Source organism: Candidatus Reidiella endopervernicosa (genome assembly GCF_013343005.1).
Taxonomy (GTDB): Bacteria; Pseudomonadota; Gammaproteobacteria.
The window spans coordinates 1917004-1936780 of sequence record NZ_CP054491.1 but is presented as its reverse complement, the minus strand read 5'-3'; the positions used below and the strand labels follow the sequence as shown (position 1 = coordinate 1936780).

At 53.9% G+C, this 19777-nt stretch carries 19 protein-coding genes and 1 pseudogene; 6 read left to right on the top strand and 14 right to left on the bottom strand.

What is annotated here, in order from left to right; translation table 11 throughout:
- Positions 1–104: 104 nt before the first annotated feature.
- The 5 genes from HUE57_RS10780 to HUE57_RS10760 form a co-directional block, all read right to left on the bottom strand.
- Positions 105–1043: a PilZ domain-containing protein gene (locus HUE57_RS10780; RefSeq protein ID WP_078484234.1), complete on the bottom strand. Its 939-nt coding sequence runs from the start codon at positions 1041–1043 to the stop codon at positions 105–107.
- 261 nt (positions 1044–1304) lie between these two features.
- On the bottom strand, positions 1305–3869 hold the full coding sequence (gene acnB, locus HUE57_RS10775) for a bifunctional aconitate hydratase 2/2-methylisocitrate dehydratase (RefSeq protein WP_078484235.1): 2565 nt from the start codon (positions 3867–3869) through the stop codon (positions 1305–1307).
- Between the two features lie 102 nt (positions 3870–3971).
- The gene (locus HUE57_RS10770; RefSeq protein WP_174673158.1) at positions 3972–4664 is read right to left on the bottom strand and encodes a GGDEF domain-containing response regulator; all 693 of its coding nucleotides are present in this window, start codon (positions 4662–4664) and stop codon (positions 3972–3974) included.
- Positions 4665–4712: 48 nt separating this feature from the next.
- Positions 4713–4970 carry a hypothetical protein gene (locus tag HUE57_RS10765; protein WP_174673157.1) on the bottom strand — a complete coding sequence of 86 codons (258 nt, stop codon included), beginning with the start codon at positions 4968–4970 and terminating at the stop codon, positions 4713–4715.
- The gene (locus HUE57_RS10760) at positions 4867–5241 is read right to left on the bottom strand and encodes a response regulator (protein ID WP_174673156.1); all 375 of its coding nucleotides are present in this window, start codon (positions 5239–5241) and stop codon (positions 4867–4869) included. Before HUE57_RS10760 ends, HUE57_RS10765 begins: the two co-directional genes overlap by 104 nt.
- 194 nt (positions 5242–5435) lie before the next feature.
- Here HUE57_RS10760 and purB point away from each other — a divergent pair.
- The 4 genes and pseudogenes from purB (at position 5436) to HUE57_RS10740 (ending at position 8462) form a co-directional block, all read left to right on the top strand.
- Positions 5436–6805 (top strand): annotated as a pseudogene (purB, locus tag HUE57_RS10755) (adenylosuccinate lyase).
- 64 nt (positions 6806–6869) lie between these two features.
- Positions 6870–7388 carry a DUF7931 domain-containing protein gene (locus tag HUE57_RS10750; protein ID WP_078484238.1) on the top strand — a complete coding sequence of 173 codons (519 nt, stop codon included), beginning with the start codon at positions 6870–6872 and terminating at the stop codon, positions 7386–7388.
- Entirely contained in the window at positions 7385–8188 is an 804-nt protein-coding gene (locus tag HUE57_RS10745; RefSeq protein ID WP_174673155.1) for a secretin N-terminal domain-containing protein, read from the top strand. The genes HUE57_RS10750 and HUE57_RS10745 overlap by 4 nt, the downstream gene beginning before the upstream one ends.
- 130 nt (positions 8189–8318) lie before the next feature.
- Positions 8319–8462: a hypothetical protein gene (locus HUE57_RS10740; RefSeq protein WP_174673154.1), complete on the top strand. Its 144-nt coding sequence runs from the start codon at positions 8319–8321 to the stop codon at positions 8460–8462.
- Positions 8463–8521: 59 nt separating this feature from the next.
- On the opposite strand, the gene HUE57_RS10735 is transcribed toward HUE57_RS10740, so the two are convergent.
- From HUE57_RS10735 to uup, 7 genes are all read right to left on the bottom strand, one after another.
- The gene (locus HUE57_RS10735; protein WP_078484240.1) at positions 8522–9127 is read right to left on the bottom strand and encodes an NUDIX domain-containing protein; all 606 of its coding nucleotides are present in this window, start codon (positions 9125–9127) and stop codon (positions 8522–8524) included.
- Positions 9128–9205: 78 nt separating this feature from the next.
- Positions 9206–10819 (bottom strand): diguanylate cyclase, encoded by a 1614-nt coding sequence (locus HUE57_RS10730; RefSeq protein WP_174673153.1) that lies wholly within the window; start codon positions 10817–10819, stop codon positions 9206–9208.
- A gap of 11 nt (positions 10820–10830) precedes the next feature.
- Complete coding sequence (locus HUE57_RS10725) at positions 10831–11910, bottom strand: HD domain-containing phosphohydrolase (RefSeq protein WP_078484242.1); 1080 nt, start codon at positions 11908–11910, stop codon at positions 10831–10833.
- Between the two features lie 65 nt (positions 11911–11975).
- Entirely contained in the window at positions 11976–12338 is a 363-nt protein-coding gene (locus HUE57_RS10720) for a response regulator (RefSeq protein WP_420885685.1), read from the bottom strand.
- Between the two features lie 60 nt (positions 12339–12398).
- Positions 12399–14993, bottom strand: a complete 2595-nt coding sequence (locus HUE57_RS10715) for a PAS domain S-box protein (protein ID WP_078484244.1) — start codon at positions 14991–14993, stop codon at positions 12399–12401.
- A 28-nt stretch (positions 14994–15021) separates the two neighbouring features.
- A complete protein-coding gene (locus tag HUE57_RS10710) occupies positions 15022–15984 on the bottom strand; it encodes an ABC transporter substrate-binding protein (RefSeq protein WP_078484245.1) in 963 nt (320 codons plus the stop codon).
- A gap of 126 nt (positions 15985–16110) precedes the next feature.
- Positions 16111–18012: an ATP-binding cassette ATPase Uup gene (gene uup, locus HUE57_RS10705; RefSeq protein WP_078484246.1), complete on the bottom strand. Its 1902-nt coding sequence runs from the start codon at positions 18010–18012 to the stop codon at positions 16111–16113.
- A 146-nt stretch (positions 18013–18158) separates the two neighbouring features.
- On the opposite strand from uup, the gene HUE57_RS10700 reads away from it, so the two are divergent.
- Both HUE57_RS10700 and HUE57_RS10695 read left to right on the top strand, forming a co-directional pair.
- The gene (locus tag HUE57_RS10700) at positions 18159–18821 is read left to right on the top strand and encodes a HEAT repeat domain-containing protein (protein WP_078484247.1); all 663 of its coding nucleotides are present in this window, start codon (positions 18159–18161) and stop codon (positions 18819–18821) included.
- Between the two features lie 4 nt (positions 18822–18825).
- The gene (locus tag HUE57_RS10695) at positions 18826–19149 is read left to right on the top strand and encodes a DUF3301 domain-containing protein (RefSeq protein ID WP_078484248.1); all 324 of its coding nucleotides are present in this window, start codon (positions 18826–18828) and stop codon (positions 19147–19149) included.
- A gap of 52 nt (positions 19150–19201) precedes the next feature.
- On the opposite strand, the gene HUE57_RS10690 is transcribed toward HUE57_RS10695, so the two are convergent.
- Both HUE57_RS10690 and HUE57_RS10685 read right to left on the bottom strand, forming a co-directional pair.
- Positions 19202–19342, bottom strand: a complete 141-nt coding sequence (locus tag HUE57_RS10690) for a hypothetical protein (RefSeq protein WP_172840322.1) — start codon at positions 19340–19342, stop codon at positions 19202–19204.
- Positions 19343–19405: 63 nt separating this feature from the next.
- Entirely contained in the window at positions 19406–19642 is a 237-nt protein-coding gene (locus HUE57_RS10685; RefSeq protein ID WP_078484251.1) for an HP1242/YdcH family protein, read from the bottom strand.
- Positions 19643–19777 lie beyond the last annotated feature (135 nt).

Below are 19777 nucleotides of genomic sequence, written 5' to 3'. Positions count from 1 at the left end.
AATTTGTGGAATTTGTTGCTTGGATGCACAGAACTGTGACTTTTTCATCCCATCTCCCTCGGGTTAATTCCTTGTTGTTTTCTACACTCTAAAACGATTGACGATTAATCGTCCGGCATACTCGAGGCGGGATGGCTAAGCAGCGTCGCCTTTACTTCCAGTGCATCGATGACGCTCATCTGACGGAAAGTACCAGCCTTCAACATCTTCTCCAGATTGATCACCAGATGTTCGTTTTCGATTTTCATCACACTGCCCTGAAAGCTGTAGTACTGATTGCACTCGGGAACAGGAAGATCGAGGATGAGAGTACGCCCTGGCTGGCTGATGACAGACACCTTACTATCGGGGTCGAACTGCATACGCGCACTGGTTTCGCAGAAGTCGATCACGTTGCACTGGTAGCGTTTATCACTGGTTCCTGAGCGTAGTGTTGCAGGGATCTTGGTAAATACGCGGGTATGTTTGCGACGCTCTTTGAGGGCAAGGCTCTCGGGTACCAGGTCGAGCAGTGCGACACGGAGGTTGGTATAGACCCCCTCTTTTAGTTCCTGATTACGTCGGACGGTGGAGTCGACCACTGGTACCGTGCCGTGTTTGCAGACCGATGAGATGAGTGAGATCGAGTTACGGATGCGGAACATGCCGGTACGACGTAGCTCTGCTTTGCTATCGTAGTCGAGCTTATCCTCTTCGTGGCTCTCAGCAGGCACCATGATGGAGAACTTCTCGACTTTCTTAATCTCGACCCGCTCTCCCCGCCTGGCCAGATAGAGATGGTGATTGCCGTCACTATCTTGCTCGATCTGAACCTCTGAGGCGCTGTAGACCGCTTCATCATCGAGCATGTAACCAACGATGATGGTATCGAGTTGTAGATCCTCTTTATATTCGGGGAAGCAGGAGAGCTTCTGGCCGATGACGAAGTAGCCGATCAGCTCCTCGATCTTATCAAACGGGATCGACTTCACCTCCGGCTTGTCCGACTTCTGCCCGGACTGTTTGCCAGATTTCTGTGAAAACTTCTTTATCAAGCCGATCATTAACTACCCTTCCCCATCACTCTCCGCGTTATCTGCACAGACACGCCGGAACACCCTGATTTTATTATGCCTATCCATCGATAGCTATATCCCTTGTAGATTGGCGCACGTCACTATAGGCACACCTCTCCTTCTCTTCCTACTCTTATCGGCCGCTCGACTAAATAGTTGAAAAATTAGTGACCTATCTGTCATTTTTGAGACATAAAAAAGCCGCGCCGATGGTAATCGGCACGGCTCTTTACACCACAGGGTCGTCTATCAGGCCGCAACAACCGGAATCTGCACCGCTTTGGCCACACCCTGATACTTATCGATCTGGTCAAAGTTGAGATAGCGGTAGACATCATCGGCCATGGTATCGAGCAGTGCGACCTTCTCCCGATACTCCTCAGATGTCGGCAACTTACCGAGCAGTGCTGCCACTGCCGCCAACTCGGCCGAGCCGAGATAGACCTGCGCATCCTTACCGAGACGGTTAGGGAAGTTACGCGTCGAAGTGGAGAAAACCACCGCCTCATCAGCCACACGCGCCTGGTTGCCCATACAGAGTGAGCAGCCCGGCATCTCGGTGCGTGCACCCGACTTGCCGAAGATGCTGTAGTAGCCCTCCTCAGTCAGCTGATGCTCATCCATCTTGGTTGGCGGTGCGATCCAGAGTCGGGTCGGCACCGAGCCACCATCGGCCTCCAGCACCTTCCCGGCGGCACGGTAGTGTCCGATGTTGGTCATGCAGCTACCGATAAAGACCTCATCGATCTTGTTGCCTGCCACTTCGGAGAGCAGTTTCACATCATCCGGATCATTCGGACAGGCGACGATCGGCTCTTTAATCTCATTGAGATCGACCTCGACCACCGCCGCATACTCAGCATCGGCATCAGGCCCCAACAGCTGCGGATCAGCAATCCACTTCTGCATCGATTCGATACGACGACTCAGGGTACGTTTGTCGTCATAACCGTTGGCGATCATCCACTTCAGCAGGGTGATATTGGAGTTGAGGTACTCGATGATCGGCGCTTCATTCAGATGTACGGTACAGCCAGCCGCTGAGCGTTCGGCCGAGGCATCGGAGAGTTCAAACGCCTGCTCCACCTTAAGGTCAGGTAGCCCCTCAATCTCGACAATACGACCCGAGAAGATATTCTTTTTGCCCGCCTTCTCCACCGTCAGCAGCTCCTGCTGAATGGCAGCATGAGGGATGGCGTTTACCAGATCACGCAGGGTGACACCCGGCTGCATATCGCCCTTGAAGCGCACCAGTACCGACTCGGGCATATCGAGCGGCATCACGCCAAGTGCTGCAGCAAAGGCGACCAGACCAGAACCGGCCGGGAAACTGATACCGATCGGGAAGCGGGTATGTGAATCACCACCCGTGCCGACGGTATCGGGCATTAACATGCGATTGAGCCAGGAGTGGATGATGCCGTCACCCGGACGCAGCGAGACACCACCACGTGAGGTGATGAAATCGGGCAGCGTGTGCTGCAGCTTGATATCGATCGGCTTTGGATAGGCAGCGGTATGACAGAAGCTCTGCATCACCAGATCGGCGGAGAAACCGAGACAGGCGAGTTCCTTGAGCTCGTCACGGGTCATCGCACCGGTGGTGTCCTGAGAACCGACCGTGGCCATACGCGGCTCGCAGTAGGTGCCGGGACGCACACCCTCAACACCACACGCCTTGCCAACCATTTTCTGTGCCAGGGTAAAGCCCTTACCGGAGTCGGCCGGTGCAACCGGACGGATAAAGGTCTCTGAGGGTGAGAGGCCAAGCGCCTCACGGGTCTTGTCGGTCAGCGAACGGCCGATGATCAGCGGTATACGGCCACCGGCACGCACCTCGTCAGACATGGTGCTCGGCTTGAGATCGAACTCGGCAACCACCTCACCCGCCCCGTTGTAGACCTTCCCTTCAAACGGTTTGATGGTCAGCTCATCGCCCATCTCCATCTTCGACACGTCACACTCAATCGGCAGCGCCCCCGAGTCCTCTGCGGTGTTGAAGAAGATCGGTGCGATCTTGCCACCGATCACCACTCCACCCTGACGTTTGTTGGGCACATAGGGAATATCCTCACCCATATGCCAGAGCACCGAGTTGATCGCCGATTTACGTGAAGAGCCGGTACCAACCACATCACCGACATAGGCGAGCGGTAGCCCCTTCTGCTTCAGCTCGGCGATTTTCTCCAACGCATCGGGCATCTTGGAGACCAGCATCGCCTTGGCGTGCAGTGGGATATCGGGACGGCTCCACGCCTCGGAGGCGGGAGAGAGATCATCGGTGTTGGTCTCACCGGGTACCTTGAAGACGGTGACCTTGATCTCTTCAGCGAGCGGCTCGCGATCGGTAAACCAGAGCGCTTCGGCCCAGGCATCAACAACCTGTTTGGCGTGAGCGTTCGAAGCCGCCTTCTCCATCACATCGTGATAGGCATCGGCCACCAACAGGGTCTTGCTCAACGCCGCTGCGGCGGTAGTCGCCAGCTCGGAATCGTCTAGCAGTTCGACCAGACTGTTGATATTGAAACCACCCATCATGGTGCCGAGCAGTTCGGTGGCACGCGCCTTGTCGATCAGTGGCGAGGTGGCACTCCCCTTGGCGATATCGGTGAGAAAGGCGGCCTTGACGTAGGCGGCATCATCAACGCCGGGTGGCACGCGATGGGTAATAAGGTCGATGAGTGTCTGTTCCTCGCCAGCGGGGGGTTGTTTGAGCAACTCCATCAGTTCACTGGTCTGTTCAGCACTCAGGACAAGCGGTGGCAGGCCTTCGGCCTCGCGCTCGGCGACGTGTTCTCTGTAAGCTTCAAGCATCTATTTATTCACCTGATAAGAATAGTCGGGTATTAAAAAGGGTGATTCTACCCTGTTGAGGTGCCTGTGCCCAGAACGGGCAATAAAACTGGGGATTATTGACTAATCGCCCGCTGCCACGAAGCGGTTACGACCCGTCTCCTTGGCGTTATAGAGCGCTTTATCAGCAAGATTAACGAAACTAACCGGCTTATTTATATTTTCATTATCTGGAATAACGGTGGCAACTCCGAGACTCACGGTAACCACACCGGGGGGATTCTCTTTATGTTCGATGCCGAGTGCCTCAACGGCGGCTCGAACCACCTCAGCCACCTCTTTGGCACCCTCGAGGGGTGTCTCGGGCAGCAGAATCGAGAACTCTTCACCACCGTAACGGGCGATGGTATCGGTGGGACGTTTAACCGCGTCACTCATCGCCTTGGCCACCAGCTGCAGGCAGCTGTCACCCTCGAGGTGACCGTAGCTGTCGTTGTACTTCTTGAAGTTGTCGATATCGATCATGATGACCGAGATCTCATGCTGGTCGCGTTGCGCACGACTGAACTCGCGCTCCATGCTCTCATCGAAGTAGCGACGATTAGGAACACTGGTCAGGGCATCGGTGAGCGAGAGCTTCTTCAGCTCTTCGTTCATCCGCTCCAGCTCCTGCTGAGCCGACTGCAGCTCCTGCAGCGCCGCATCACGCTCTTTGCGGTCAAGATACTGGCGGAAGTGGGATCGCACACGGGCGATCAGCTCGATCTGCTCAGGCGGTTTAACCAGATAGTCGGTGGCACCGACGCTGACCGCCATGGAGAGCGAAGTGAGGGCGGTTAGTCCCCGATAGTCGACGCCGTCTGCCTATTCGTAGTTGAGAGCGCGAGCGGACGACGAAGAAGATGCAGCAGCGGCTTTATGTCGGCGTAGAGTCACTGAGGGAGTTGTGTAGAGCCGCGAAGAGGTGATTACGCAACGAACGCAGGACGTCGGGGCGCCGTAGGCATAAACGGTCGCGTTAAGTTTTTGCTGTTTGCTTGGGCTTGGATGCCCAAAACAAACTTTCGCAAAAATAGCGACTCCCGGGCTGAAAGGCGTTGCGTTTAGTTTCCGGCTGCTCACGGCTGGAAAGCACGATAATCGGTACATCACGGGTGGCAGGATTGGCTCGGAAATACTTCAGTAACATCATGCCATCAACATCGGGCATCACCAGATCGAGCAGAATGGTGGTAGCACCCACCTCACTCGCCATCGCAATCGCACTGGTTGCCTCCTGACAGTAGTGAAAGGCGACCTCGGGATCGTTCGATAACATGTCGCGAATCAGGTGCGCGACCATCTCCTGATCATCGACCAGTAGAACCGAGGGTGTCTCCTGAGAATCTGTCATCTATCGTCACAATCCATTCTTATTGTTGACCTGCGTTACAGCTCTATCCGAGCTACCGACGGTCACTGTAAAGGGTGGCATATATTAAACACTATTAGTGATGTTTTCTCGAGTCTGATATGGCCTCAATTTGATCCCTCAGCCGGTCGCTTGGTGTATTATTGCCCGATTCAATTTTGAGCTCTGGAGCAGGCATGGATCTTTCATCATTAACAGCAGTTTCACCCGTCGACGGCCGTTATGGTTCTAAAACCGACGATCTACGCCCAATTTTCAGTGAATTTGGCCTGATCAAACACCGCGTAGTCGTTGAGGTGCGCTGGCTGCAGATGCTCGCTTCCAATCCTGGCATTGCCGAAGTACCCCCTCTGGGCGAACATGCCAATAATCTGCTCAATGAGATCGCTGAGAAGTTCTCCGAAGAAGATGCGCAGCGGGTAAAAAATATCGAGCGCACCACCAACCACGACGTAAAGGCGGTTGAGTACTTTCTCAAGGAGAAGATCGAGGGCAATGCGGAGCTGGAGGCGATCAGCGAATTTATTCATTTCGCCTGCACCTCCGAGGATATCAACAACCTCTCCCACGCCCTGATGCTGCGCGAAGGTCGCACCCAGGTGGTACTGCCGATGATGGATGATCTAATCTCTGCCATCACCGCACTGGCCCACAACAACGCCGATGTGCCGATGCTCTCTCGCACCCACGGCCAGCCCGCCTCCCCCTCCACGCTCGGCAAGGAGATGGCCAACGTCGTCTACCGTCTTAAGCGTCAGCGCGAACTGCTGATTGGTGTGCCGATTCTGGGCAAGATCAACGGTGCGGTCGGCAACTACAACGCCCATCTCAGTGCCTATCCAGAACTCGACTGGGCGGCGATTGCCGAGGGTTTTGTCACCAGTCTCGGTCTTGAATGGAACCCCTACCCACCCAGATCCCGAGGTCCACGACTATATGCCGAGAGTGTCTATCGTGCGATCCCGCATGCTCAACACCCATTCTGATCGATTTTACCCGCATCTGGAGTTACATCTCGCTCGGCTACTTCAAACAGAAGACCATCGCCGGTGAGGTTGGCTCCTCGACCATGCCGCACAAGGTCAACCCGATCGACTTTGAGAACTCCGAGGGCAACCTGGGGCTGGCCAATGCGATCTTCGACCATCTGGCGATGAAACTGCCGATCTCTCGCTGGCAGCGTGACCTGACCGACTCAACGGTACTGCGCAACATGGGGGTTGGTATCGCCTACTCCACCATCGCCTACAGCTCGACCCTGCGCGGCATCAATAAGCTCGAGGTCAATCCGCAACGTATCGCCGACGATCTCAACGCCACCTGGGAGGTGCTAGCCGAGCCGATCCAGACGGTGATGCGCCGCTACGGCATCGAGAAGCCCTACGAGAAGCTCAAGGAGCTGACCCGTGGCCAGGGTATCGACCGTGAATCACTACTCGCCTTTGTTGATGGACTGGAGATGCCGGAGAGTGCCAAGGATGAGCTAAAGGCGCTGACCCCATCCAACTACATCGGTAATGCGGTCGATCAGGCGCAGAAAATCTAACACCAACCCGCTAGACTGACTGTTATGGAGCTTGAGTTTTCCCATAACAATCACGAGGCACGGAATGTCAGAACCATTTCTTGATGGCCTCACCCTCGGCGAAGGGGGTGAGGATATTGAGCTGCAGAGTAGTGAACAGAATCGAGTTGCCGCCACACAGATGGTCAGCCAGGCACGCCGCACTCTGCACATCTTCAGCCACGATATTGAACCGCAGATCTACGACAACGACGAGTTTGTCAGCGCCGTTAAGGAGCTGGTAATCTACAGCCGCTTCACCACCGTTCAGATCCTCTTCCGCGATCCCACCTATGCGATCAAACACGGTCACCGTCTGGTCGACCTGTTTCGTCGCCTCAGCAGTTCCATCGAACTCCGCGAGATCCACTCCGATTTTCACACCCTTAACGAGGCATTTCTGGTCGTCGATGGACGCGGGGTTATCCATCGCCAGCTGGCAAGCCGCTACGAAGGTACTGCCAACTTCAACGCACCCATGCGTGGCCGCGAATTGATCCATACCTTCACCCAGGTCTGGGAGAAGAGCCAGCCCCACCCTGAACTACGGAGGCTTCACCTATGAAGCGCTTTCTGCTGTTACTGCTGCTCTTTCCACTGATGCTCAGTGCCGCTTCGACTCAGATCGAGGTGATCCCGCTCAAGTACCAGAGCGCGGAGAATCTGTTACCGCAGCTGAAGAAGTTCATCGATTCACCCGAACAGATCAGCGGCATGGGTTATCAACTGATCCTGCGTGCCACACCAGAACGGCTCAACGAACTAAAGGAGGTCATCAAAAAGCTCGACCTGATACCGCAGCAGTTTGTGATTATCGTCCGCCAGGGTGCCCGACAGCGCATGGCCAATAGCGGCGACCAAAAATCGATTCAGTTCAACAGCCGTGATGGGCGTGTGACCGGCAATGCTCAAATTCGCAGCTACAACACCCGCAACCGCTCCAACACACCTACGATGCAGCAGCTACGGCTGCTTGAAGGACACTGGGGTCATATCCTGGTGGGTCGATCAATCCCGGTGGGTGAGCAGCGCGTCGATCAGACCCCGTGGGGAACCTCGGTACAGAAACGGATCCGTTATCAGGATGTGATGACCGGCTTTGAGGTAATGGCACGCCGCTCTGGCAGTGAGGGAGTCACCTTGACCATTGCACCTCAGCGTCAGTCGATGGGCAGTGGTGGCGTGATCCGAAAACCGGGGAGTCGCTATTTTTGCGAAAGTTTGTTTTGGGCATCCAAGCCCAAGCAAACAGCAAAACTTAACGCGACCGTTTATGCCTTCGGCGCCCCGACCGTCCTGCGTACGTTGCGTAATCACCTCTTCGCGGCTCTACACAACTCCCTCAGTGACTCTACGCCGACATAAAGCCGCTGCTGCATCTTCTTCGTCGTCCGCTCGCGCTCTCAACTACGAATAGGCAGACGGCGTCGACTATCGGGACTAACCGCCCTCACTTCGCTCTCCATGGCGGTCAGCGCAGGAATTGGAGAGCCACATGAGTGGTCGGCTCGGTGAGTGGATGGAGATCGGTGCCAATCTGGATGAGATCGAACGCGCTCGTGGCGGAACCCTCTACAGCACCGCCGCACGCGGCTGGTCACAGCAGCGGATCGAGATTCTCGTTGAGGCGGTTAGATAGAGGCCTTGCACCCGGATTACACTCTGTTTCATCCGGGCTACGTAACATACTGTCACCCACTACCTATCTCTCAACCACCGCTCCCGTAGCGCTTCACGATTTAGCGCCAGCCACTGCATCGCGATGATAGGGCTGGCCGAATCGATCTTGCCCTGTTTCAACCACTCCATCGCCTCATCGAAGTCAACGACCAGCGCACAAATATCCTCCCCTTCGTGCTCCAAACCATAAACTCCACCAGCTCCACTGGCATCAACTCGCCCACAGAAGAGCGAGATAATCTCTGAGGCTCCGCCGGGACTGACAAAATAGTCGCAGATGGTTTCGAGTTCCTCGACCTTGCAGCCGGCCTCCTCCTCCGCCTCGCGTTTGACCAGTTCCTCCACCGGCTCACCCGGCTCTACCATGCCAGCCACAACCTCCATCAACCAGGGACCGTTGGGAGCATTGAGTGCACCGATACGAAACTGTTCGATCAACACCACACTGTCGAGCTTTGGATCGTAGAGCAGGACGGCAGCGGCATGACCGCGTTCGAGTAGTTCACGATAGAGTTCGCGGCTCCAGCCCCCTTCAAACAGGGTGTGTTTAAGTCGATACCCCTCGAGTTTGAAAAAACCATCATAGAGCACACGCTTTTCAACGACTTCAAACTCCTTCTTCATCGACGACTGCTTACCCCTTCACAATTTGGTTACGACCGGCATGCTTAGCCTCGTAAAGGGCGCGGTCTGCCGCTTCACTCAGAAGAGAAGCGCTTTCATATTCTGGGAAGCTGGCAACACCGGCACTGAAGGTGACATTAAACTCCCCTGCTCGGCACTGTGCTGCATTTTTGAAAACACCTCTCGCACAGAATCGAGTACCCGTACCGCCGTCTGTTTGTCAGTGTTAGGCAAGATGACGGCAAACTCTTCACCACCATAACGCCCCACCAGATCGGAGCGACGCATGCGCTGTTGCAACAGGCGCGACAGGCTCTTGATCACTCGATCTCCCACAGGATGTCCGTAGGTATCATTTACCGACTTAAAGTTATCGATATCGATCATTGCGAAACTGACGACGCCATCATGGCGTTCTGCGCGGTGCAACGCATTCTTCAACTGCTCTTTTATGGTCGTATGGTTGTAAAGTCCCGTCAGGCTATCGCGCAGCATCATTGAGCGGATGGTTCGGTAGCGCTGCACTCGGCTGGTCACAGCAGAGATCAGATGGTTCGGCTTGATCGGTTTGGTGAGAAAGTCATCACCACCCTGACTCATAGCCACCAGCTGTTTGTCGACACTCGTTTCCGAGGAGAGAAATACAATTGGCAGGCTGACACACTCATTGAGTTGCCGGATCACCTTAGCCAGCTCCAGGCCATTGCATTCGGGCATATACATATCGATCAGAATCAGATCGGGATTGAGCTCTTGAATAGGCTCAAGCACCTCGATAGGGTTGTTTACCACCTTGGTAATCATGCCATGCTGTTGAAGAATCATGGCGTAGTATTTCGATTGTGATACGGAGTCATCCACAATCAATATACGGAATGGTTCTTCCCCACCTTCACGACCAATCTGATCCAAACGATCAATCAGAATCGCGATATCGAGAGGTTTAGTAAAGAAGGCTGCCCCACCAGCCCTGACCGACTCAAGCCGTGCATGCATCTCGCTCTTCTCCGAGACAAAGATAACCGGGACCGGCTCGGAGAGGTGTTCCTGCATCTGATGGATTGCATCGACGCCAGACTGCTCAGAGCCAAATGAGGATAGGTCCGCGATAACGATCTGCGGAACCTGCTCAAGGACCGCACTCCGCAGTGCATCCGGATGTTTGAAGCAGCGAATCTGGTGACCAAACTGCACGATCTGCAGCGCGATCTCTTTGCTCAGTGGCTCATCCTGTTCAAGCAGATAGATCAGCCCTCGACTACCCTCATCGTCACCCTGCTCGTCATGCTCACTCTCGGATGGCACCTCGGCCACCAGCGTTTCGATACTTTCACCCTCTTGCCAACCACGTGAAGTAACAGCATCAATCTCCTCCTTGAGACGATCTATCAGGGTTTCAATCTCATTGACCTTCTGCTCGTCAAGCGGCTGATCACTCTCGATCAAGAGACGGATATTGGATTCGATGTTACGCGCCGCGCTACCAACCTCCGGGCAGCCAAATGTGGCACCCGAGCCAGCCATGGTGTGGGTTGAACGGTGTAGTTCAGTTAAGCGTTCGTGACTCTTGGGCGACTCACATAATTTACGCCACTGATCGTCGATCACAGCGAACTTTGCAGGTAGCCCCTGCAGATAGTTGATATGTAGTGCCTTAAGGCGCTCTTCTATCGATTCGGATGCGCTACCCATCACTGCTCACTTCAGGAGACCGCCTGCTCCAGTTCTGGTTCAGCATAAAGCTCCTTAATTTCAAGAATGACATCCTGAATTGAGAAGAAGAGATCAACCAGCTGTGGGTCAAAGTGTTTACCCTTGGTACGCTCAATCTCATCAAACGCCTCCTGAACACTCCACGCCTTTTTATAAGGACGCGCGGAGGTGAGTGCATCGAATACATCGCATACCACAACGATTCTTCCAACCAGCGGGATCTCCTCCCCCGCGAGCCCCTTGGGATAACCGCTACCATCAAATTTCTCATGGTGAGTTTCGGCAATCATTGAGGCCATATGCATCAATTCTGAATCGTGCCCAGCAAGCAGTTCGGCACCGATTGCAGCGTGGCTCTGCATGGTGTGCCACTCATCGGCATCAAGCTTTCCGGGCTTGAGGAGAATGCGATCGGGAATTCCGATTTTCCCAACATCGTGCATTGGGCTGGCATTGAGCACCATCTCCGCAGCCTTGTCATCCATCCCGTAGGCGAGTGCCAGCTGTTGCGAGTATTTACTCATGCGGATGATGTGCAGACCGGTCTCGTTATCTCGATACTCCGCAGCACGACCGAGTCGACGAATAATCTCCATTCTCGTCTCGAACAATTCGCGGGTACGATCTGTGACTTTCTGCTCCAGAATACGATTCTGGTTACGCACCTGATTATGCAGAGTACGCACCTCAAGCATATTGCGAATACGGTTGAGTATTTCAGCACGATCAAACGGCTTGGTGGCAAAATCTTTGGCACCCGACTCCAACGCCCTGATTCGGGTTTTCTGATCGGTCTGCGCGGTCAGAACAAGAATTGGCAGATAACTATCCACCTCGATCTCATTGAGACGCGTCATTACATCAAAGCCATCCATATACGGCATATTGATGTCGAGCAGAATCAGATCGGGGGATGTATCGGTATAGAGCTGTTCGACCTCACGCGGGTCGTTGGTACTCATCACGCAGGTATAGCCCGCAGAGGCGAGAATCTTCTCCAGCAACTTCACGTTAACTGGCTCGTCATCGACGATAAGAATGCGCGCACTCTTCAACGTCTCATCAATCATGCCCTTTCCTTTCCCTATTTACTGCGATCATCAGTCGCAAATCAGTATAGATGAGTTCAACCACCTCAGTGGTCACGGCTCCAGATCTCGCGGACATGTTCAGCCAGCGTCATCGGATCAAATGGCTTGGCGATCACATCGATCGCGCCCATCTCTTTGTACTGCGCCACCTCGTGAGGCTGGACCTTGGCGGTCATAAAGATAAATGGGATGGTTGAGTAGTCTGGATTGCTACGCAGATTGGATAGCATCTCAGGGCCATCCATACCCGGCATCATCACATCACAGAGAATCAGATCGGGTATCTCCTCAGCCACCCGATCAAGCGCTTCTCCACCCGAGTTACACACCTCGACGGTAAAGCCACCCACCGCTTCCAGTGCCAACTGCGCAACGGCCTGGATATCGGGTTCATCTTCAACCAACATAATTTTCTCTAGCAAGCTCTCAGACATCACTCCGTCCTTTCTAAGCCGTTATTATATTCTTCATCTTGAGGTGCCAAGTATAGTCCTAATCATACTCAACAATTCCGAGTTTGTTGTGCGTGACTTAACCAGACTGGCATCCACACGCCTGATCACCGCCGGATCGGCATCATAGGCCGAAAAGATCACCACCGGAATGGGCTGACCATCACCATTTACCAGCTCTGGCAGCAGATCAACACCACTCCCATCGGGCAGACCGATATCGAGAATCACCAGATCGAACGATTCCTGTGAAAACACACTACGCGCCTCAGCAACATTGGCCGCCACACGGTAGCTCATCTCTGGTTGCAGCACGGCTGAGACCACTGCCGTCACATCGACATCATCCTCAATATGGAGAATTCTAAACTTGCCGTGCTGTGATTCATTAATTCTCGAACGAATGGAGTCGACCAGACGTTGCGGCTCAACGGAACGCTCCATCCAGTCGACCAGATCGAGCGGAAGTCCTCGTGACTCAGTGCCCTTTTCAGTATCAGAAGAGACGGCAACCACCGGCAGATGAACGAGCTGTTGATCACGCCGTATAAGCTTCACCACCTCAGCCAGATCGCCACCCGCGTAACCGAGATCGATCAGCAACATCAGATAGCGCCCACTGGAAAGTCTGCTCAATAGCTGGTCGAGCTCAGACTCCAGCTCACACTCCAGATTTGCTTCTGCCATCAGCCTGCGAAACTCAGCGGAGCAGCTCTGCTCAGAACCAAACAACAGTATCTGACGGAGGCAGACAGGTTCGACAGCGGTTTGCTGGCGCTCCCCTTTCTCGAAGAGTGGTAAGCGGAAGTAGAAGACCGCGCCCTGCCCAGACTCACTACGAAAGCTAATCTCACCGCCATGTTTCTCAACGATCGCCTTGGCGATACTCAATCCCAAACCAGTGCCACCCTTTTCACGCGTATCCGAGGCATCGGCTTGAGAGAACTTCATAAATATCTTGTCATGAAACTCAGCAGGGATACCACTACCCTGATCGATCACACTGATCAACACATCATTATGATTTCGTTCGGCACAGATTCGCACCACACCCCGTTCAGGTGAATACTTAACGGCATTGGAGATCAAATTGGCCATCACCTGATTAAAACGGTCACTGTCGACATTGATCTGCAACGAATCCAGAGAGTGCTCCAGTTGCAGTTCCACACCATGTTTCTCTGCATAGCCGTGATTCGATTCAATCGAGACTTCAAGCAGCTTCACTACATCCAGCGGTTCGAATTTAAACAGCATTTTGCCCGACTCGATTTTCTCGATATCGAGAATATCGTTAATCAACCGAATCAGTCGCTCGCTATTTTTCTGTGCAATACCGAGCATGCTCTGCACCTGTGGTGGAAGCTCACCAGCCACACCTCCAGTGATCAGCCCCAGCGATCCCTGAATGGAGGTAAGCGGAGTACGTAACTCATGGCTGACGGTTGAGATGAACTCACTCTTCATGCGCTCTATTTTTTTACGCTCGGTGATATCGCGAATAATACCGACGAAAAAACGCTCTTCGGCAAGCATAATTTCAGTCACCTGCAAATCAATTGGAAAGACCTCACCGTTTTTACGAAGTGCCTCGACCTCTCGACCGATTCCAATAATTTTCCGCTTGCCACTACGTAGGTAGTTACTGAGGTAGCCATGATGAGCGCTGTGGTAGGGCTCCGGCATCAGGCGATCGACATTCACTCCCAGAATCTCGATCGATGTATAACCAAAAATCTGCTCGGCAGCCGGATTAAAGGTCTGGATAAAACCTTCGCTATCGATGGTGATAATCGCATCACCGGCGTTATCAAGAATTGCCTGGAGACGCCCTTCACGTTCTTCGAGTCGTGTCTTGTCATCAGAGGTCTTTGCGGCCATCGCATCAAAGGCGGCTCCGATTCTCGCCAGCTCATCACGACCGCTCAGGTGCACCCGCGCATCCATCTCACCGGCACGGAATCGATCCACCTGTTTGACCAGCCGACTGACGCGACGTGTCATTCCAAAATGGAACAGCATCGCTAGTAAGATCGCCAGCCCCACACTAAAAAGAGAGAACTGCTCTACCTGACGGATAACGCTACTCTCTGCCCTCGCCTTTTTAGTTGAAATGTCATACTCGACATAGAGCACGCCGACCCGGTCTGGTCGAAGACGATTTCCAACCGTGGCGAGAAAAACTGGGTAGTAGGCACGCATTCGTTGCTTATCATCGAGCCAGAGATCAAAACCGGCCAGATTGGCGCGCGCACGCTGGAGCAGTTGATCACTGACTCCAAACTCGACCTCCTCGATACCGCGACCAACCATCTCATAGCGAGACGAGACAATCACAGTGTCGACATCATCGACCAGCACCACCATTTGCACTTCGGGGATCGCCCCGAGTCGTGAGATCTCCTCACGGGCGGAGAGCAGATTGCCATCACGAAAACTGTTGGTCAGCGTACCCTGAGTACGCGTCATCAGCTGCACCAGGTCGTTGCGTGAATTGCGCTCAACCTCATTCAACGCAATCGGGATGTTGTACCAGAGAGAATAGGCGCTGATAAGCACTGCAAAGAGCAGCAGCAATAGCGGAACAACAATGCGTAGTGGAAAGATCAATGATGCACCCTTCTATAAAGGTGATGCATCACAGCCCACGACCATCAATGATGGTCTCGATGTCGATATCATTTAGCAGCAGATCGCTCGAGAGCATGACCAGTTTCAATTTATTTCCGGAGGCAATCAGTTCAGGCCGCTCTCCAGCGAGCATACGCAGATTGGTCTCTCGATCAGGAATCTCGAGTCCGTTGAGCGACTCAATAAACTCTTCTGGGCTGATACCGAGCCGTTTTGAGATACGTAGAGCCGCATCCTGCGGATTGCCGTTCATATACTCGTTGGCCTTGAACCACTGATTCAGCAGCTCCCCCACCTGGTCACTATGCTGAGCCATAAACTCACCTCGGACGACCAGCACATCGACAATCTCATTGGGTAACTCACGGCTGCTGAAGAGCTCCTTACCGCCACTATTAAGCAGACGGGTACGTACCGGATCGAAGCTCACCACGGCATCGACCTCCCCCTCAACAAAAACACGCTCATGATCGAGTAGTTCAGTGTGAACGATCTCTATATCGTCCTTCTCCATACCGTTAATTGAGAGCGCACGACTCAGGACAAAGGCACCCAGCGCGGTACTCTCCACCGCCACCCGTTTACCCTTCAGGCTCGTCACATCCGACATCCCCTCTCGTCCGATAATGACATCTCCCCCGTTCGAGATATCCATTACCAGCACTATGTGAGGATCGAGTCCGTGCTGCGCGAGCAGAAGCACCTCATCGAGCGTCAATGCCGCTATCTCAATCGCACCGTTTCGATAAGCGGTAATCACTTCACTCGCCGAAGGATACTCGACCAGGCGTGTTTGACTGGCGTTGAGATAGCCCAGATCACGGGCCAGATAGAGAGGTTCATAGCCAGGCCAGAGGTTGGTACCGACGCGCATCAATACCTGTTCCGAATGACGTTCAGAGCAGGCGGTCAGCAGTAGAATCAGAAGGAGAGGTATCAGCGCCGCTGCGCTACGAATCTGAGTCGCCATTCCATATCACTCCGTAATTATCCATATCGATGCATTGTTATTATTGGATGGAATGCTACTACAGATTGGCATCACACAAACCACACTGTGTGTGCGATATTGTCGACCTCCTTGCCGAGTTAAACGCTACGACTCCTCTTCCAGCTCTCCCCAGCGGGTATAGGCCTGTTCAAGCTCACTACCTACCGCCTCGAGTCGCTCCAGAACGGGCGTCACAACCTCATGCGCCTGCTGATAGAAACTTGCCTCACCGATGGTTGCCTCCAGCTCTACCTGCTCGGTTTCCAGTGCTTCAATCAGTGCGGGTAGCGCATCAAGCTCGCGCTGAATCTTGTAGCTAAGTTTCTTCTTTTTGACTGGCTGTGCAGCCACCTCGCTACGTTTGCTTTGCGAGACCTTGGCAACCGGCTTTTGTGCTGACGGCTGTTGCATAGCAGATCGCTGCCTCAACCACTCCTGATAACCACCAACATACTCAGCCACGTGGCCGTTCCCCTCAAAGACCAGGGTGCTGGTAACAACATTATCGAGAAAGGCTCGGTCGTGACTGACTAATAACAGGGTGCCGTCATACTCCGATAGCAGCTCCTCGAGCAGCTCCAGCGTCTCGACATCTAGATCGTTGGTCGGCTCATCCATCACCAACAGGTTAGCGGGACGGGTAAAGAGGCGTGCCAGTAGCAAGCGGTTACGCTCACCACCAGAGAGGGTATGCACCTTGGCATGGACGCGATCGGGGGTGAAGAGGAAATCCTTCAGGTAACTAATGACGTGGCGATCACGACCACCGATCGAGACCGTATCCTTGCCCTGATTGAGGTTCTCAATCACCGTCTTCTGCGGCTCAAGCTGCTCTCGCTGCTGGTCGAAGTAGGCCACCTCAAGCTTGGTGCCCAACTCAACACGTCCCGCATCGGGCTGAAGCTGACCCAGTAACAGCTTGATCAGGGTCGTCTTGCCGGCCCCATTGGGACCGATAATTCCCACACGGTCACCACGCAGAATGCGCACGGAGAAGTCACGAATCACCTCTCGCTCGGGAAAACTGACGCTACTCCCTTCCACCTCAACCACCAACTTGCCCGAGCGTTCGCCACGTTCGAGCGAGAAGCTCGCCTTACCGGTCTGCTCACGTCGCTGTGAGCGCTCATTTCGGAGTGCCTTGAGCGCCCGAACACGCCCTTCGTTGCGTGTGCGTCGTGCCTTGATCCCCTGGCGTATCCACACCTCCTCCTGCGCCAACTCCTTATCGAACTGGGCGTTATGTGCCAGCTCAACCGAGAGCCGCTCTTCACGCTTCTCCAGATAGCGATCGTAGTTACCGGGCCAGGAGGTGAGCTGACCACGATCAATCTCGACAATACGTGTGGCGAGTCGCCGCACAAAATCGCGGTCATGGGTAATAAAGAGCAGCGCACCGTTGTAATTGAGCAGGAACTCCTCAAGCCAGATGATCGATTCGATATCGAGATGATTAGTCGGTTCATCGAGCAACAGCAGGTCGGGTTCCGTCACCAGTGCACGCGCCAATAGCACGCGTCGTTTCATACCGCCTGAGAGTGCCGCCATTGAGGCATCTGCAGGGAGTTCGAGGCGCGAGATCACCCGCTCAACCCTCTGCTCAAGCAACCACCCATCGGCCGCCTCAAGCTGGTGCTGCAGGTTGGCCAGTCGTTCTACGTCACGCTCATCGCCCCCCTCGGCCAGAGCCACAGTCGCCTGGTGATAGTCGGCAATCAGACCACTCAGATCACCCAGTCCATCGGCAACCACCTCAAACACAGGACGCTGCTCCTCAACCGGCACATCCTGAGCGAGATAGGCTATCTTCACGCCCTTGTCTCGCCAGATGGTGCCATCCTCTGCAATCACCTCACCGGCAATCATCTTCAACAGGGTTGATTTACCGGCACCATTGCGTCCTACCAGACAGAGCCGTTCACCAGGGTCGATCTGCAGCGCCACCCCGTCGAGCAGAGGTTGTGGGCCGAAATGGAGCGTGATGTTATCTAGCGTGAGCAGGGGCATGGGAAACCTAAAGCGGTGCAGTTATGCGGTTAAAAGTCTGGAGTACTTGAAAAGAGCGCCAATTATACACGCCTCCTATCGGATACCTGTTACCGCATTGCGGTTACCGCTATCATCTCTTCACCCAGCTCCCTGGAATAGAATCCATGTCTACCGATACCCCCTCTACACCCGATGCGCTACTGCTGCTCTCAACCGGCTGCCCCCACTGCCCGGTGATGCTCAAAACACTCAGTGAGCTACTCAAGCAAGGAGCCATCGGTAGACTTGAAGCGGTTAACATAGAACACCACCCCGAACAGGCCGCTGAAGTCGGTACCCGTTCGGTACCATGGGCGCGTATTGGGCTCTATGAGTTTCAGGGGGCAATAACGCCTGCTGAACTGGAGGGCTGGGTGGTGGACTATGGAACCGTGACGGGTATGAGTCGCTATCTCACCATGTTGCTCAAAGAGGGACAGTTGGCGAAGGCCGAACAGCTAATCCAGCAGAGTCCCAAACAGCTTCAGGCGCTGATCCCGCTGATTGAGGAGACCGATACTGAGATGACAGTCCGTATCGGCGTCGGTGCGCTACTGGAAGGCGTCGAGGGCGAACCGGCTCTCACTCCCCTGCTCGCTGAACTGGCACGCCTCTCGGGTAGTGAAGATGCCAATATTCGCGCCGATGTCTGTCACTACCTCGGCCTGAGCCTTAATCCAGAGGCCCGTCCCCACCTCGAACAGCGTCTCAACGATGAAAGTAGTGAGGTCAGGGAGATCGCAGCTGAGTCACTGCTGATGATCAACAACGCGGCCGAGGTGAGATAACACCATGCTATCGACCTTCTCAACACCACTGTTGATCATCGCACTGATGCTGGCGTTACTATTCTGGAAGAGCGCCTTACGGGCGCTGGAGCGTGCCAAGAGTGCTGCGCAGGCGACCTGTAAAAGTCAGGGAGTACAGCTACTCGATAGTACGGTTTCGCTGCAGAGCATTCGCCTCGCCCGCTCGACAAGCGGTCGGGTAACGCTGCAGCGTAACTACCGGTTTGAGTACAGTGCAGATGGTGTGGAGAGACAACAGGGATTTATTATTGTCTCTGGGCAGCAGGTGGAGAGCATTGGGCTCGCCCCTGAAGCGAGTGCAGTATAAAGATGAGCAACACCCACCCTGGCGCAGCTAACTGCAGCCGCAGCGAGATGTGCTATTTATTGGTGAAGTAGACAACACCGAAGATCGAACCTGCTATTAGTAAAATAAACAGCAGTAAAATCACCTTATAGCGACAGAGAAACGTACCGGCACACTCTTTGGTCTTCTCGACTGTCTTCTCAACAAATGGCATAAAACTCTCCTCCTATCCACGCAATTCTAATTATTATTCTGTGACTTACAATAGCTCGTCCGATCAGGCCTGCAACATCGAAAAGAGCTGATCTTTAATGAAGAGCCGCTTTTTCTTCAGCTCTTCAGTGTACTCATCTGATGGGGTCTCAATCTCCTGCTCGATGCGACGTACCTCACGATCTACATCGTGGTACTCATCAAAGAGCCGAGAAAAGTGGCTATTCCCCATCTTCATCTCGTGAATCTTGTCTCTGTACTCCGGCAATTCGCGAACCAGATCGTGATGCTCCACCGGCATAAACCCAATCTCCAAAATATCCCCTACATCGAAGGTATATTATGATCCTCTTTTATTTTTAAAACTACTACCGCCCGCAACGTTGCAGCATCGATCTGGCATCGTTAAGATTCTGAAACTCTAAAAAAACAAATA

Excerpts from the sequence above, each read along its gene's own strand:
- HUE57_RS10780 (WP_078484234.1), bottom strand. The coding sequence starts at position 1,043 with ATGATCGGCTTGATAAAGAAGTTTTCACAGAAATCTGGCAAACAGTCC.
- acnB (WP_078484235.1), bottom strand. The coding sequence starts at position 3,869 with ATGCTTGAAGCTTACAGAGAACACGTCGCCGAGCGCGAGGCCGAAGGC.
- HUE57_RS10770 (WP_174673158.1), bottom strand. The coding sequence starts at position 4,664 with ATGGCGGTCAGCGTCGGTGCCACCGACTATCTGGTTAAACCGCCTGAG.
- HUE57_RS10760 (WP_174673156.1), bottom strand. The coding sequence starts at position 5,241 with ATGACAGATTCTCAGGAGACACCCTCGGTTCTACTGGTCGATGATCAG.
- HUE57_RS10750 (WP_078484238.1), top strand. The coding sequence starts at position 6,870 with ATGTCAGAACCATTTCTTGATGGCCTCACCCTCGGCGAAGGGGGTGAG.
- HUE57_RS10745 (WP_174673155.1), top strand. The coding sequence starts at position 7,385 with ATGAAGCGCTTTCTGCTGTTACTGCTGCTCTTTCCACTGATGCTCAGT.
- HUE57_RS10740 (WP_174673154.1), top strand. The coding sequence starts at position 8,319 with ATGAGTGGTCGGCTCGGTGAGTGGATGGAGATCGGTGCCAATCTGGAT.
- HUE57_RS10735 (WP_078484240.1), bottom strand. The coding sequence starts at position 9,127 with ATGAAGAAGGAGTTTGAAGTCGTTGAAAAGCGTGTGCTCTATGATGGT.
- HUE57_RS10730 (WP_174673153.1), bottom strand. The coding sequence starts at position 10,819 with ATGGGTAGCGCATCCGAATCGATAGAAGAGCGCCTTAAGGCACTACAT.
- HUE57_RS10725 (WP_078484242.1), bottom strand. The coding sequence starts at position 11,910 with ATGATTGATGAGACGTTGAAGAGTGCGCGCATTCTTATCGTCGATGAC.
- HUE57_RS10720 (WP_420885685.1), bottom strand. The coding sequence starts at position 12,338 with ATGTTGGTTGAAGATGAACCCGATATCCAGGCCGTTGCGCAGTTGGCA.
- HUE57_RS10710 (WP_078484245.1), bottom strand. The coding sequence starts at position 15,984 with ATGGCGACTCAGATTCGTAGCGCAGCGGCGCTGATACCTCTCCTTCTG.
- uup (WP_078484246.1), bottom strand. The coding sequence starts at position 18,012 with ATGCCCCTGCTCACGCTAGATAACATCACGCTCCATTTCGGCCCACAA.
- HUE57_RS10700 (WP_078484247.1), top strand. The coding sequence starts at position 18,159 with ATGTCTACCGATACCCCCTCTACACCCGATGCGCTACTGCTGCTCTCA.
- HUE57_RS10695 (WP_078484248.1), top strand. The coding sequence starts at position 18,826 with ATGCTATCGACCTTCTCAACACCACTGTTGATCATCGCACTGATGCTG.
- HUE57_RS10690 (WP_172840322.1), bottom strand. The coding sequence starts at position 19,342 with ATGCCATTTGTTGAGAAGACAGTCGAGAAGACCAAAGAGTGTGCCGGT.
- HUE57_RS10685 (WP_078484251.1), bottom strand. The coding sequence starts at position 19,642 with ATGCCGGTGGAGCATCACGATCTGGTTCGCGAATTGCCGGAGTACAGA.